10 protein-coding genes and 1 pseudogene are annotated in these 14,354 nt (G+C 43.8%); 5 read left to right on the top strand and 6 right to left on the bottom strand.

Annotation, left to right across the window (positions count from 1 at the left end; translation table 11 throughout):
* Window positions 1–34 precede the first annotated feature (34 nt).
* Window positions 35–1,443, top strand: a pseudogene (locus tag NSQ83_RS05385) (PLP-dependent aminotransferase family protein).
* Between the two features lie 34 nt (window positions 1,444–1,477).
* Here NSQ83_RS05385 and NSQ83_RS05380 read toward each other — a convergent pair.
* The 4 genes from NSQ83_RS05380 to citA all read right to left on the bottom strand — a co-directional run bounded on the left by NSQ83_RS05380 (window position 1,478) and on the right by citA (window position 6,642).
* The gene (locus NSQ83_RS05380) at window positions 1,478–2,833 is read right to left on the bottom strand and encodes a sodium-dependent transporter (RefSeq protein WP_003233348.1); all 1,356 of its coding nucleotides are present in this window, start codon (window positions 2,831–2,833) and stop codon (window positions 1,478–1,480) included.
* Window positions 2,834–2,951: 118 nt separating this feature from the next.
* Window positions 2,952–4,349: a branched-chain amino acid transporter BcaP gene (bcaP, locus tag NSQ83_RS05375; RefSeq protein ID WP_003233350.1), complete on the bottom strand. Its 1,398-nt coding sequence runs from the start codon at window positions 4,347–4,349 to the stop codon at window positions 2,952–2,954.
* Between the two features lie 249 nt (window positions 4,350–4,598).
* Window positions 4,599–5,468 carry an SDR family oxidoreductase gene (locus NSQ83_RS05370; protein WP_021479668.1) on the bottom strand — a complete coding sequence of 290 codons (870 nt, stop codon included), beginning with the start codon at window positions 5,466–5,468 and terminating at the stop codon, window positions 4,599–4,601.
* Window positions 5,469–5,541: 73 nt separating this feature from the next.
* A complete protein-coding gene (gene citA / locus NSQ83_RS05365; RefSeq protein ID WP_021479669.1) occupies window positions 5,542–6,642 on the bottom strand; it encodes a citrate synthase CitA in 1,101 nt (366 codons plus the stop codon).
* A 108-nt stretch (window positions 6,643–6,750) separates the two neighbouring features.
* On the opposite strand from citA, the gene citR reads away from it, so the two are divergent.
* Window positions 6,751–7,626 (top strand): transcriptional regulator CitR, encoded by an 876-nt coding sequence (gene citR / locus NSQ83_RS05360; protein WP_003233357.1) that lies wholly within the window; start codon window positions 6,751–6,753, stop codon window positions 7,624–7,626.
* Window positions 7,627–7,694: 68 nt separating this feature from the next.
* On the opposite strand, the gene lytE is transcribed toward citR, so the two are convergent.
* Window positions 7,695–8,699 carry a peptidoglycan endopeptidase LytE gene (lytE, locus tag NSQ83_RS05355; RefSeq protein ID WP_003244816.1) on the bottom strand — a complete coding sequence of 335 codons (1,005 nt, stop codon included), beginning with the start codon at window positions 8,697–8,699 and terminating at the stop codon, window positions 7,695–7,697.
* A gap of 528 nt (window positions 8,700–9,227) precedes the next feature.
* Between lytE and phoA the strand changes: the two genes are divergently transcribed.
* On the top strand, window positions 9,228–10,613 hold the full coding sequence (gene phoA / locus NSQ83_RS05350) for an alkaline phosphatase PhoA (RefSeq protein ID WP_198878818.1): 1,386 nt from the start codon (window positions 9,228–9,230) through the stop codon (window positions 10,611–10,613).
* Between the two features lie 29 nt (window positions 10,614–10,642).
* Here phoA and spoVR read toward each other — a convergent pair whose 3' ends face one another.
* Window positions 10,643–12,049 carry a stage V sporulation protein SpoVR gene (gene spoVR, locus NSQ83_RS05345; RefSeq protein WP_014479295.1) on the bottom strand — a complete coding sequence of 469 codons (1,407 nt, stop codon included), beginning with the start codon at window positions 12,047–12,049 and terminating at the stop codon, window positions 10,643–10,645.
* Between the two features lie 30 nt (window positions 12,050–12,079).
* Between spoVR and NSQ83_RS05340 the strand changes: the two genes are divergently transcribed.
* Both NSQ83_RS05340 and nsrR read left to right on the top strand, forming a co-directional pair.
* Window positions 12,080–13,738 (top strand): mechanosensitive ion channel, encoded by a 1,659-nt coding sequence (locus NSQ83_RS05340; protein WP_072592518.1) that lies wholly within the window; start codon window positions 12,080–12,082, stop codon window positions 13,736–13,738.
* Window positions 13,739–13,845: 107 nt separating this feature from the next.
* Window positions 13,846–14,286, top strand: coding sequence for a nitric oxide-sensing transcriptional repressor NsrR (gene nsrR / locus NSQ83_RS05335; RefSeq protein ID WP_014479293.1), 441 nt, complete (start codon window positions 13,846–13,848; stop codon window positions 14,284–14,286).
* The last annotated feature ends 68 nt before the right edge of the window (window positions 14,287–14,354 follow it).

Genomic DNA, 14,354 nt, shown 5'->3' with positions numbered 1-14,354 from the left:
AAAATGACCACGCCAGCTACAAAGGAGACATGAGATGGATATTACGCCGTTTCTTGATAAAACGAGCAAAACACCGCTGTATGAGCAGCTTTATACCTTTTTTAAACAAGAAATTTCACATGCGCGAATCACAAAGGGAACAAGACTTCCGTCAAAACGCAGGCTCTCCAGCTTGCTCGATGTCAGCACGGCAACTATAGAACGAGCTTATGAGCAACTAACTGCTGAGGGCTATGTCAAAAGCAAGCCGAAAATCGGCTGGTTCGCGGCGGAAGTAGAACCAGGCTTCCCGACAGCTCCTGACCCTTTTCAGCAGTCTGTACAGCCGGGATTACATGAAAAGAACGCACCTGCTATTGACTTCCATCAGGGCAGCGTTGATCCGACCCTCTTTCCCTTTAACGCATGGAGAAAAAGCATAGTAAAAAGTCTTGATCGCTATTCCGGATCGTTTCACACCTCTGGCGACCCTCAAGGAGAATACGAACTCAGGCACATGATTGCCCGATTCGTCAGGCTGTCTCGGGGAGTAAATTGCGAACCCGGCCAGATTATCATCGGCGCAGGAACCACCGTGCTTCTGCAAATTCTTTGCCTTTCGCTAAAGCCAGTACAAAAATCGGCTTTGAAGAACCGGGCTTTCACCGTTCAAGAAGGATGTTTGAAGCAAATCACATGGATGTCACTCCGATTTGTTCTGATGCAGAAGGCGTCCTGCCGGATGAGCTCTACCGCCAGAATCCTTATCTCATGTATACGATTCCTTCGCATCAGTTTCCGATTGGGACCATTATGACGATTACCCGCAGACAGGAGCTGCTGGCATGGGCGGCAGAAACAAATTCATTCATTATAGAAGATGATTACGATGGAGAATTTCGCTACAGCGGCCATCCCATTCCGTCTTTACAGGGTCTTGATCCGAATGGCAGAGTCATATATCTGGGCACTTTTTCAAAGTCACTTCTGCCTTCCTTGCGGCTCAGCTTCATGATTGTGCCCCCTGAACTCATGGAACCGATCAAAAACAATGCTCAGTTAATGAAGCAGACCGTCTCTGCCTACTCGCAATTGGCACTGGCAGACTTCATCGAAACCGGAGAGTGGCAAAAACACATAAATAGAATGAGAAGCTTATACCGAAAAAAACACGCTATCCTGTTAGAAGCCATCCGCTCTGAACTAGGAAACACCGTTGAGATTCTCGGTAAGAACTCTGGGCTTCACATCCTGTTGCGCCTTTTGTTTCCAGCAAGTGAGGATGAAGCAATACAAGCAGCTGCAGACCACGGTGTAACCATCTATCCCGTGTCTCCCTCATATAAAGAACAGACGGCTTTTACTTCTGTCTTAATCGGTTATGGCGGTTTGTCAGAAGAGGATATCAGGCTCGGCATCCAAAAACTGAAAACGGCATGGGCACCGTTGATATCATCTTATTAAATAAAAAAAAGGCCCCGGAAACGGAGCCTGTTTTTTAAAATGATAAAATTCCGATTAGATTTAAGAACACGATAATAATGGCAAGCGGCACGATAAAACGAAGCAAATAAAACCACGTGTAAAAGAATGCTTTACCTGCATTTGATCCATTTCGCATTTCAGCCAAGAGTTCGCTTTTCGAAATTTTCAGCGGGATAAATAGAGAAATTAACAGAGCGCCTGAAGGCATCAAAACATTGCTGACGGTAAAGTCGGCAATATCAAAAAACGTTTTGCCAAATAGGTGCACATCACTCAAAACGCCATAAGACAAGCAGCATGGGATTCCGACCAAAAAGATCAAAAGCCCGCTCGTCCATGACAGTTTTTTTCTCTTCTTTTCGTCCCCTTTTCCGATTGTGGCAACGATAATTTCAACCATCGAAAATGCTGAGGTTAAGGCTGCAAATAAAAATGCAACGAGAAAACCGATAAAAAACAACGTGCCGAACGGAAGCTGTTCAAAAACGGCCGGAAGCACTGTAAACAGCAGTGTCGGTCCTTCATTTGGCTGAAAACCGAATGAGAAAACCGCCGGAAAAATAGCCAAACCTGCCAAGAGTGTCACAATGATATTCATCAAGACAATGGAGGCTGCCGAACGAGGGATATTTTGTGTTTTCGGCAAATAGGAGCTGTAGGTCACCATCACCGAAACCCCCAGTGTTAACGTAAAGAAGGCCTGTCCCAGCGCGAATAATATGGATTCCGGAGTCAGATCGCCGAAATGAGGCACAAGCAGAAACTTTACGCCTTCCATTGCACCATTAAGCGTAAGAGACCGAAGAACGAGCAGAATAAACAATAAAAACAAAATCGGCATCATCACCGCGCTTACCCGTTCAATCCCTTTTTGAACCCCTCTTGCGACAACGATGACAGTAAGTACCATAAAGACAAGCTGAGCCGCGAGCGTCTGCACCGGATTTTGGATAATAGAAGCAAAAAGAGCGCCATACTGTGCTTGAGAAAGCCCGGACAGTGAGCCTGACGCCGTTTTTACGATATACAGCAAAATCCATCCCCCGATTACACTGTAAAACGACAGAACTAAGAAACACGCGGCTACGCCGATCCACCCTGTAAGAAACCAAGCTGATCGCGGCGCTTCTTTTTTATATGCATCAATGGCATTCGTCTGGTTCCGTCTTCCAAAAATAAATTCCCCCACCAAAAGCGGATAGCCTAAGAGGATGGTAAATAACACGAAGATAAGAAAAAAGGCTCCTCCCCCATTGGTCCCCGCTACGTAAGGGAACTTCCAAATCGCGCCCAAGCCGATAGCCGAGCCGGCCGCTGCCATGACGAAACCGATTTTCGAAGCCCATTGGACTGGTTTTTGCTCAGACAATAAACGTCACTTCCTTTCCAGCCTATATTATCTCTTATTTTTGTCTTCATTTCTATAGATTCATTTGCCAGGAACAGAAAAGAGAGCGGCCTGTATGGCCGCTCTCTTTATCAAAAGGTTATTGATTTAATTTTGAATGCTTTCTTGAATACAGGAAATAGATTACCAAGCCGATTAACAGCCACACTAGGAAGCGGACAATCGTCACCCACCCCAGATTTAAAATCAAGAACAGGCAGAACAGAATCGCCAGGCCTGGGATAAACGGAACTCCCGGGCATTTAAAGGCTCTCGGAAGATCCGGTTGCTTCTTTCTCAAAACGATAACTGCCACAGAAATCAGTACAAATGCCGACAGCGTCCCGATGTTCACCAGCTTTGCAAGTTCATCCAGCGGAACAAGTGAGCCGAGAAGCGCCGACATCGTTCCGAAAAACCAAGTGGCTACATAAGGTGTTTTGTGCTTTGGATGCACTTTAGAAAGTGAGCCCGGCACAAGCCCGTCACGCGACATGGCAAACATGACGCGTGTCTGCCCGTAAAGCATGACGAGCATAACTGTTGTCATTCCCAGCACGGCGCCAATATCAATGATGCCTGCCACCCAATTTTGTCCTGCGCTTTGAAGAACTAGAGAAACCGGATGATCCACACCCGCAAATTGAGCAAACGGGATAACCCCAGTCATGATCGCTGATACGGTGACATATAAAATCGTGCAAACCAATAAAGAGAAAATAATGCCTTTAGGCAGATCCTTCGCGGGATTTTTCGTTTCTTCCGCAGCAGAGGATACAGCATCAAATCCGATAAAAGCAAAGAATACGAGCGCCGCTGCACTGAACACGCCGCCAAAGCCCATCGGCATAAACGGCTGCCAGTTGTGCGGCTTCACGTAAACGGCTGCCACCGCGATAAACAGCAGAACAACCAGTATCTTCAAGATAACCATGATATTGTTGACTCTTTTTGATTCTTTGATGCCTAAATAAAGCAAATATGTGATCGCCATTACAATGACGAATGCAGGAAGATTAAACAGGGTAAAGGTGCCTTTCACTGCGCCCGGTGCCGCTGTTAAAGCAACCGGAAGATGAATGCCGAGCCCTGATAAAAACGATTGGAAATAACCAGACCAGCCGACCGACACTGCACTTACCGCCAGCATGTATTCTAAAATTAAATCCCACCCGATAATAAAGGCCATAAGCTCTCCCAATGTCGCATAAGTGAATGTATACACCGAACCTGAAACAGGCACACTTGACGCAAATTCCGCGTAAGACAGGGCAGCGAATAAACAAGCCAGCGCCGCCACAACAAATGAAATCGTCAGCCCGGGACCGGCCGTGACTGCACCTGTTCCCGTCAGAACAAAAATCCCTGTGCCAATAATGGCGCCGATTCCAAGCAATGTTAAATCAAATGCCCCTAATTCTCTTTTTAAAGATTTTTCCCCGCTCGTCGCAGCGATTAAATCCTGAATGCTCTTCTTCCTAAAAACGCTCCCTTTCATTCCCCTTCAACTCCCGATCATCTATTTTTATATATTTTATTTGAATTTTCTGAATTCATGAGCAACAATGGTCATTTTTCTTTTTTTCTACTATATTTGTACTGGTCGCGAATCATTCCTTTCTCCTACTCAATATTATATAGAAAATTGCAAAAATGAAAACAAAATTGTTAGAAAAATCGACAAATTTTTTATTTTGAAATTTTTTACCATACAAAAAAACCAGCTCTGGAGCTGGTTTTTCGTTGATTACGTTGAAATAAAACGGCCGCCATTCACATGAATGGTCTGCCCTGTCATATAGGAAGATTCGTCAGACGCCAGCAGAACATAGGCGCCTGCATGCTCAACCGGCTGTCCCGGTCTTCCCATTGGGGTATCCAAGCCGTGCTGTTTCACTTTTTCCTCAGGGAATGTCGCCGGAATAAGCGGTGTCCAAATCGGACCGGGCGCCACCGCATTCACTCTGATGCCTTTATCTGCAAGCGACTTCGCCATGGAACGCGTAAAGGAGACAATCGCACCCTTTGTGCTGGAATAATCAATTAACGCCGTATCCCCTTCATAAGCGGTAATCGATGTCGTATTAATAATGGCACTCCCCTCTTCCAGGTGAGGCAAAGCTTTCTTCGTCATATGAAACATGGAAAAAATATTTGTGCGAAAGGTTTTTTCCAGCTGTTCTGTTGAAATATTAAGAATGCTGTCCTGGGGATGCTGTTCAGCGGCGTTGTTCACCAAGATATCGAGTTTACCAAAATGGTCCACTGTTTGCTGCACAGCTTGTTCACAATGGTTCTCGTCCCCGACATCTCCCGGGATAAGCAGGCAGCGGACATTCTCCTTTTCGATCCGTTTACGTGTTTCCTCTGCGTCCGAATGCTCGTCTAAGTATAGAATGGAGATATCAGCCCCCTCTTTAGCAAAGGCAATAGCTGCTGCTCTCCCTATTCCGCTGTCGCCTCCAGTAATGATCGCGACTTTTCCTTTCAGTTTTCCGCTTCCTCGATAATCCTCGTCCTCTGACAGCGGCAGCGGGTTCATTTTTGATTCAATGCCCGGCTGTCTGTCCTGATGCTGCGGTTCTTGTCCTTCTGTTTGTCTGTCCATTGGGTTCACATTCATCACTCCTAGACATGTGGTTGATACTGAACGTTACCACACGACAGAAATGAATAAACGCCAAAATATGTTATGAAAGTACTTCCTCGGGAATGGCACCGGTATATTTCGCTGACGGGCGGAAAATCATGTTGTTTTCTGCCTGTTCCAGCACATGGGCGCACCACCCTACCATTCGGCTTGCTGAAAAGGTCGGAGTAAACAATTCATCGTCAAAATCGATGGCCTTCATCACTGCAGCCGCGTAAAATTCAACATTTGTGTACAGCTTTCGTCCCGGTTTGTAGATTTCAAGCAAACGAATCGCTTCTGCTTCTACATGCAGCGCAAGATCAAGATCACGGTCATTGCCGGCCACCTCTTCTGCTTTCTGTCTCAAAGCTTCTGCCCGCGGGTCTTTTGTTTTGTACACCCTGTGGCCGAATCCCATCAAGCGCTCTCCTTTTTCGAGTTTTTCTTTCAGATATGCTTCAGCATGTTCTTTTTCTCCAATGTCTTCAAGCATTTTTGTCACCGCAGAAGGAGCGCCTCCGTGCAGCGGACCTTTCATCGTGCCGAGAGCAGACGTGACGGCTGACACTAAATCACTCTCTGTAGATAACGTGACTCGTGCCGAAAAAGTGGATGCGTTCATGCCGTGCTCCATGGCCAGAATCATATAGGTTTCAAGCGCTTTCTTTTTTGCCTCTGAAGGCTGTTCGCCTGTGAGCATATAATAGTAGTTTTCGACATGTCCGTACTGGGAAGAAGGTGCAATTGCTTGTTCACCGCGCGTCCATCTTTTTCTGTATGCAATGATGGAAGGCGTGATTGCAATCAGCCGGATTGCTTCTTCTGTTTTCGGATGGAATGTGTACGTATTTTCCCCCAATGCTGAAACAACCGTTCTCAGCACCGACATATCGTCCATGTTGTTTGGCAGTGATTGAATCAAGCGCTCAATATGTTCCGGAAGATTCCGTTCCGCAGCCAGCTTATCTTTAAATACCTGCAATTCTTCAGTTGAAGGCAGTTTTCCAAATAAAATCAAATAAGCCGCTTCTTCAAAGCTGTGATTCAGTGCGATGTCTTTTGCATGATGTCCTCTGTAAATCAGACGCCCTTTTTCACCATCAATATGGCTGATGGATGTTTCTACACATGTAATTCCCTTTAATCCGTAATGTACCATTTGAATTCCCCCTATCCTTTTCTGTTATTATAGTAAATATAATATTTAAAAAATAATGAATATTTTAAAGGGAATTAATTAAAAATATTAATCAGAGGGAGAATAGAAATGGATTTCAAATGGCTTCACACCTTTGTGACCGCTGCAAAATATGAGAACTTCCGAAAAACAGCGGAAACGCTTTTCTTATCTCAGCCCACTGTGACCGTACATATCAAGCAATTAGAAAAAGAAATCAGCTGCAAGCTGTTCGAGCGTAAAGGCAGGCAAATCCAGCTGACTGATGAAGGCAGGGCGTATTTGCCGTATGCGCTCAGGCTTCTTGATGATTATGAAAACAGCATGGCAGAGCTTCACAGAGTGAGACAAGGCTACTCTCAAACCTTACAGCTCGCGGTTTCTCCGCTTATTGCAGATACTGTGCTTCCTTCTGTCATGAAGCGGTACACAGCAATGAATACAGAAACAGAAATGGCGGTTACGATTTTCGAATCAGCGGAAATCGCGTCACTGATTAAAGCCGGGGAAGCAGATATCGGACTAAGCTGTTTAAAGGTACAGTCTTCTTCTTTAAGCTGCCACTGCTTATACAAAGACCCTGTCGTCCTTGTTGCCCCGCCCGATAAGCGTTTCATAGAAGACAACGAAATTGATGCCAAAGAAGTGCTCGAACAATACCTGCTTTTGACCCACAATCATCCTGATTACTGGGACGACTTGCTCCGTCAAGTCAGAATGACATTTCCATTTGTGAGAACAATGAAGGTCACTCAAACACATATAACGAAACGGTTTATCAAGGAAGGACTCGGAGTTTCATTTCTGCCTTTATCTACAGTAAAGCGTGAGTTAGCAGAGAAACAGATGATCAGAATTCCTTATCAGTCTGTACAGCTGCCCTATGCCGGCGCTTACGCGATTGCCCTTTATGAAAATAAGAAAGAAAAAAAATTCTTGGATTTTTTATCACATTTTCATTTTTAGGAGCAACCAAAACGCCTATGCTCCGTCTAATAAAAAAACCCGTTCCAATGAACGGGTTTTCTCTAAAATTAGAATCTTTTCGCACCGAGGTAACGAGGCTTCCAGTAGCTGTTGTTCAGGCTGCTGATTTGTACGCCGTCAGATCCTGCATGAATGAAACTGTTGTTTCCAATGTAAATCCCCATGTGAGAAGGGCCGGATTTATATGTTGTGAAGAAGACGAAATCACCAACAGACGGGCTGGCAATGCTCTTCATAGAACTCCAGTATCCTGCAGTGCTTGTTCTGCCCACACTCGTTTGTTTATTCAGTACGTACCAAATGAATCCGCTGCAGTCAAAGCCAGAAGTTGTCGTTCCGCCCCATTTATATGGCGTTCCGACTAACGCTTTTGCATCAGAAACCAGTTTGCTCACATTAAGTGATGTAGATGACGTTTTGCTGCTTGAAGATGATGAAGATGAAGCAGGTTTTGAGCTGCTTGTGCTTGTTCCTTTCACCTTCAATACTTGGTTGACATAGATTACATCTGATTTTAAGCCGTTTAAGCTTTTTAATTTGCTAACCGTAGTGCCGTATTTGCTTGCAATTTTAGAAAGACTGTCTCCGCTCTTCACTTTATAAGTAGAAGTTGAAGACGATGACACTTTTGATGAGCTGGAGCTGCTTGAACTAGTTGAACCTTTCAGTTTCAGGACTTGTCCAACACGAAGCAAATCTGATTTTAAGCCATTCAGCTTCTTCAGTTCATTGATTGTCATGCCGTATTTTTTTGAAATTTTCCAAAGGCTGTCCCCGCTCTTTACTTTGTATGTAGAAGAAGAGGAAGAAGAACTGCTGCTTTTTGAACTTGTAGATTTGCCGTTAATCGATAAAGTTTGTCCCACATAAATAATGTCTGAACGAAGGTGGTTCTCTGATTTAATTTTACTGATCGTTGTGTCGTATTTTCTTGAAAGATCCCATAACGTGTCGCCTTTTTTCACCTTAATGCTTTGTGCAGATGCCGCTCCTGCAAATAACGTCGATCCTAAAACAACTGCTGTCGTAGCTGTAATGATTTGCTTTTTCATATTTTCCTCCCCAAATGTTAACTCTATATATATGTATCTCTTTTTTTAATTAATCTTATTGATTTCTATTATAAGGATAGATTCCCATCAGAAATAGTCTTGACTTCATGTGACAAATTTCTTAATTATTCGTTCTAAAAAAAAGTTTTTAAGGGTATTAAATATTTCATTTTCGTTGCAAAGGTGACAAAAAACGAGTGCTTTTGTCATGTTTTATGGGATGTTTTTCAACATAAAGGAAATAAATGAAAAACTTTCGGGGTCGGCTCACATATCTGAAAAATGAGTGATAAAGAATATTCGAGGAGAGCTGCGGTTATCCGCAGTTTTTTTATTTAAACAAACATATCATGCAAAGACAGAGAGGTAAAGATTTTTCTGAAAAATGAATGCTTTACATCAAATAAGGCAAGATAACGAAAAGCGTTTTTTTATTTCCTTACAAGGCTTTACTTATTGTTTACATGATCAACAGCCGCATTTAACAAAATTTCCCTAACATGATAAACGGAATACATTAAAGGAGGCATGAAAAAAATGAGTTTGTTTCAAAATATGAAATCAAAACTTCTGCCAATCGCCGCTGTTTCTGTCCTTACAGCTGGAGTCTTTGCCGGAGCTGAGCTGCAGCAAACAGAAAAGGCCAGCGCCAAAAAACAAGACAAAGCTGAGATCAGAAATGTCATTGTGATGATAGGCGACGGCATGGGGACGCCTTACATAAGAGCCTACCGTTCCATGAAAAATAACGGTGACACACCGAATAACCCGAAGTTAACAGAATTTGACCGGAACCTGACAGGCATGATGATGACGCATCCGGATGACCCTGACTATAATATTACAGATTCAGCAGCAGCCGGAACAGCATTAGCAACAGGCGTTAAGACATATAACAATGCAATTGGCGTCGATAAAAACGGAAAAAAAGTGAAATCTGTACTTGAAGAGGCCAAACAGCAAGGCAAGTCAACAGGGCTTGTCGCTACGTCTGAAATTAACCACGCCACTCCAGCCGCATATGGCGCCCACAATGAATCACGGAAAAACATGGACCAAATCGCCAACAGCTATATGGATGACAAAATAAAAGGCAAACTTAAAATAGACGTGCTGCTCGGCGGCGGAAAATCGTATTTTAACCGCAAGGACAGAAACTTGACAAAGGAATTCAAACAAGCCGGCTACAGCTATGTGACAACTAAACAAGCATTGAAGAAAAATAAAGATCAGCAGGTGCTCGGGCTTTTCGCAGAGGGAGGGCTTGCTAAGGCGCTCGACCGTGACAGCAAAACACCGTCTCTCAAAGACATGACGGTTTCAGCAATTGATCGCCTGAACCAAAATAAAAAAGGATTTTTCTTGATGGTCGAAGGGAGCCAGATTGACTGGGCGGCCCATGACAATGATACAGTAGGAGCCATGAGCGAGGTTAAAGATTTTGAACAGGCCTATAAAGCCGCGATTGAATTTGCGAAAAAAGACAAACATACACTTGTGATTGCAACTGCTGACCATACAACCGGCGGCTTTACCATTGGCGCAAACGGGGAAAAGAATTGGCACGCAGAACCGATTCTCTCCGCTAAGAAAACACCTGAATTCATGGCCAAAAAAATCAGTGAAGGCAAGCCGGTTAAAGATGTACTCGCCCGCTATGGCAATCTGAAAGTCACATCTGAAGAAATCAAAAGCGTTGAAGCAGCTGCACAGGTTGACAAAAGCAAAGGGGCCTACAAAGCCATCATCAAGATTTTTAATACTCGCTCCAACAGCGGATGGACGAGTACCGATCATACCGGCGAAGAAGTACCGGTATACGCGTACGGCCCCGGAAAAGAAAAATTCCGCGGATTGATTAACAATACGGACCAGGCAAACATCATATTTAAGATTTTAAAAACTGGAAAATAAAAAGGATGCAGAACGCTGCATCCTCTTTTTTATAAATATCTGCGGTGAACACCTTTTCCGTCGTACGAAAACATGACTTCCTTATCCTCAAGCACAGACTCAATGTGCACGCTTCTTCCCCAAAGCTGGAATAAATAAGGGAGCACTTTCTCCAAATATTTCAAATCTAACTCTATTCCTTCATACCAATGCTTAATATAGAGCTCGTTATTTTTCATATAATCGCCGTCGTTTACTGTCAAATATGGAAAACCGCCATTTACCCGCATGCTTACGAGCTGGTCGCGCACCGACTTCCACTGTTTATCGATGATTTTATAATCTCGGCCCTGTTTTTGAAACAAATAAAGATCCTCGCGCATGACTAATTCTTTGGTTAAATAATTGCGGATGAAAGAGATATCGGATTCAATCTCCCTGACCTCAAACATTTTCTCCCGGCCGGAGTCAGGCTGCACGCCCATTTTCTTCATTTCCTCCGTCGGGTTGTTGTACCTCTCCTCAATGTCTTCAAATATTTTTAGCCCTAAATAATAAGGATTAATGCCTGTTTTGGACGGCTGAACGACACCTGCATTCAGCTTGGCGAACTCGATCGCTTCATCAGAGGTTAAATCAAGCTCACGTATAATTCGCTGGTGCCAATAGGAAGCCCAGCCCTCATTCATAATCTTGGTTTCCAGCTGAGGCCAGAAATAAAGCATTTCCTCTCTCATCATCGTTAATATATCACGCTGCCATGGCTCCAGCTCCCGGGAATGCTCCTCGATAAAAAGCAGGATATCTTTTTCAGGCCGCGGCGGGAACGGTTTTTTCGATTTTTTCACTTGTTTTTTCGGTTTCTTTTCATCCAATGACCATAGATCATCGTAAGGCGTGGCTGCCTCTTCAATCTCCTCTTCCTCATCATCCACACTCCATTGGAGCTTTGGTCGGACCAACGACGGATCGATATGCTCCTGAATCGAAAGGATCGCATCTAAAAAAGATTCGACTTCTTTAATCCCGTGAACCTGTTCATAGTGTTTTATCCGTTCAGCCGTTGCCGCCATGCTTTCCACCATATCGCGCTTCGTGTTTTGGAAACGGCAGTTGTTTTTGAAGAAATCGCAATGGGCAAGAACGTGTGCGACAATCAATTTATTTTGGATCAGTGAGTTGCTGTCCAGCAAAAAAGCGTAGCATGGATCTGAGTTAATGACCAGTTCATAGATCTTACTTAACCCTAGATCATAGTGCAGCTTCATCTTGTGAAACTGCTTGCCGAAGCTCCAGTGGCTGAATCTTGTCGGCATCCCGTACGCGCCAAATGTATAAATAATTTCAGCCGGGCAGATTTCATATCTCATCGGGTAGAAATCAAGGCCGAATCCTTTTGCAATTTCGGTAATTTCCTCAATTGCCCGCTGTAATCCCTTCTTCTCCTCCGCGTTCAACCGAATCCCCCCTACTTGGACTTATCTATAATGTATGAGCCCGCCAGACAAAAGATGATAGTCTCACTCGGGCAAGAAAAAATTCCCCCGGCACATTCATCTGTTTGCTTATTGGATAAGTGGGTAAACACACACCATACTACGAAAAAGGAGCGATACCAATTGAATGTAGCAGACGTGTTTTCTTCTTATCTCAGTAAGCTGCCAAACGTAATCATTGCTTTACTCGTCTTATTAATCGGCTGGGCTATTGCTAAAATTATTGAAAAAGCTGTATACAAAGGACTCAGCAAAACAAAAATCGACGACAAGCTCTTTGCTGGGAAAAAGCCTTCACGCTATTCCTCGGAAAAAGTCATAAGCAAGGTCGTTTATTTTATCGCACTGATCATCGTCTTTATTTTATTCTTTAACATTTTGCACCTGACAACAGTGGCATCGCCGTTTGTCAGTATGCTTTCGGCGATTGCAGCCGCGATCCCAAGCGTGCTGAAAGCTGGACTCATTCTGCTGTTAGGATGGGCTGCAGCCTCTGTTTTAAGCTTCCTTGTCAAAAAAATCGGGATGAAGCTGAACACGAGTGACAAACTGCGCAAGTGGAATTTGGTGTCTGAAGGAAAAGATATTCACCAGGCTGTCAATACCGCTTCACAAATTGTCTTTTATCTCGTGCTGCTTGTTTTTCTGCCAGGGGTCTTATCTTCTTTGAAAATCAGCGGCATTTCAGGTCCTTTTACAAATATGATGGAAAGCGTGCTCGCTTTTCTGCCGAAATTATTTGCAGCGGCGCTTATCGTATTAATCGGATGGCTTGTTGCCCGCCTTGTCCGTGATATCATTACGAATTTCCTTGCAAGCATCGGCACGGAAAGATTCGCGGCACGTATGGGTTTATCAATTTACTTAAAAGACACAAGCCTTTCAGCAGTCATCGGAACAATCGCTTATGTACTCATTATGATTCCGGTGGTCATTTCAGCGCTTGATCAGCTGGATGTCGCCGGCATTTCAAAACCAGCTGTCTCTATGCTGAATACGATTTTAAACATGCTTCCGAACATCATGATTGCCATCGTGCTTGTATTAGCGGGTATCTGGGCAGGAAAATGGGTGAAATCCATGGTGTCCGGACTGCTCCATCGCGCAGGCTTTGATTCTGTCTTAGGGAAAATGGGCATGGAAGCCGGAACGCCTGCAAAGCTGTCCTTGTCTCAAGTTGTCGGTATGATTGCGCAAATCATTGTCATTCTGCTCTTTACAGCTGAGGCGCTTCAAATTGTTCGGCTGCACTTCCTCGTAGAAATTGCCACTGGCATCATCGCGTATCTGCCGAATGTCCTTGTCGCAGTATTCATTCTCGGACTCGGCCTTTACGCAGGAGAATTGGTGAGAAAAGTGCTCTCAAGCATGATAAAAGGCCAGGAATTCAAGTCTTTAGCGCCTATTGCTAAATATACGATTATCGCACTTGCTTTCTTTATGGCCCTGGATCAGCTTGGTGTCGCTGCGACAATCGTCAATTCCGCGTTTATCATCGTTCTTAGCGGCTTCGCACTCGCTTTCGGTTTATCCTTCGGCCTTGGCGGTAAGGATTTTGCATCACGTTATCTGTCTACATTTGAACGCAAAATGCAAAACACAGAAATCGAAAAAAACCGTAAAAACCAAAATCCGCCGAATGACATGTAAGCAAAAAACATGCACCCAGCTGGGTGCATGTTTTTTTAATTCCTTTTTTTTCATTTTTCAATCGATTATGATAAGATATAGAAAATGTCTTATTCTGAGGTCTTATTATGAAGTTAACCAATTATACAGATTATTCATTAAGAGTGTTGATTTTTCTGGCTGCAGAGCGTCCCGGAGAACTTTCAAATATAAAACAGATTGCCGAAACGTATTCTATTTCAAAAAATCATCTCATGAAAGTCATATACAGGCTCGGCCAGCTCGGCTACGTAGAAACGATACGCGGACGGGGCGGCGGCATACGATTAGGCATGGAACCTGAAGACATCAACATCGGTGAGGTTGTCAGAAAAACGGAGGACGATTTTAATATTGTTGAATGTTTTGATGCGAACAAGAATCTCTGTGTTATTTCCCCGGTTTGCGGCTTAAAACATGTGCTGAATGAAGCGCTTTTAGCCTACCTCGCAGTTTTAGACAAATACACACTGCGCGACCTCGTCAAAAACAAAGAAGATATCATGAAGCTTTTAAAAATGAAGGAATAGATTAAGATTCCTTCTTTTTTTATGCCCTTTTTCCCCCTTATTGTTAAGATAATTTGGCTATTTTTATA

It is taken from the genome of Bacillus sp. PS217 (assembly GCF_037963535.1).
Classification (GTDB): Bacteria; Bacillota; Bacilli; order Bacillales; family Bacillaceae; genus Bacillus; species Bacillus subtilis.
Note: the sequence above shows the minus strand (reverse complement) of the source record. Positions and strands in the feature narration are given on the sequence as shown.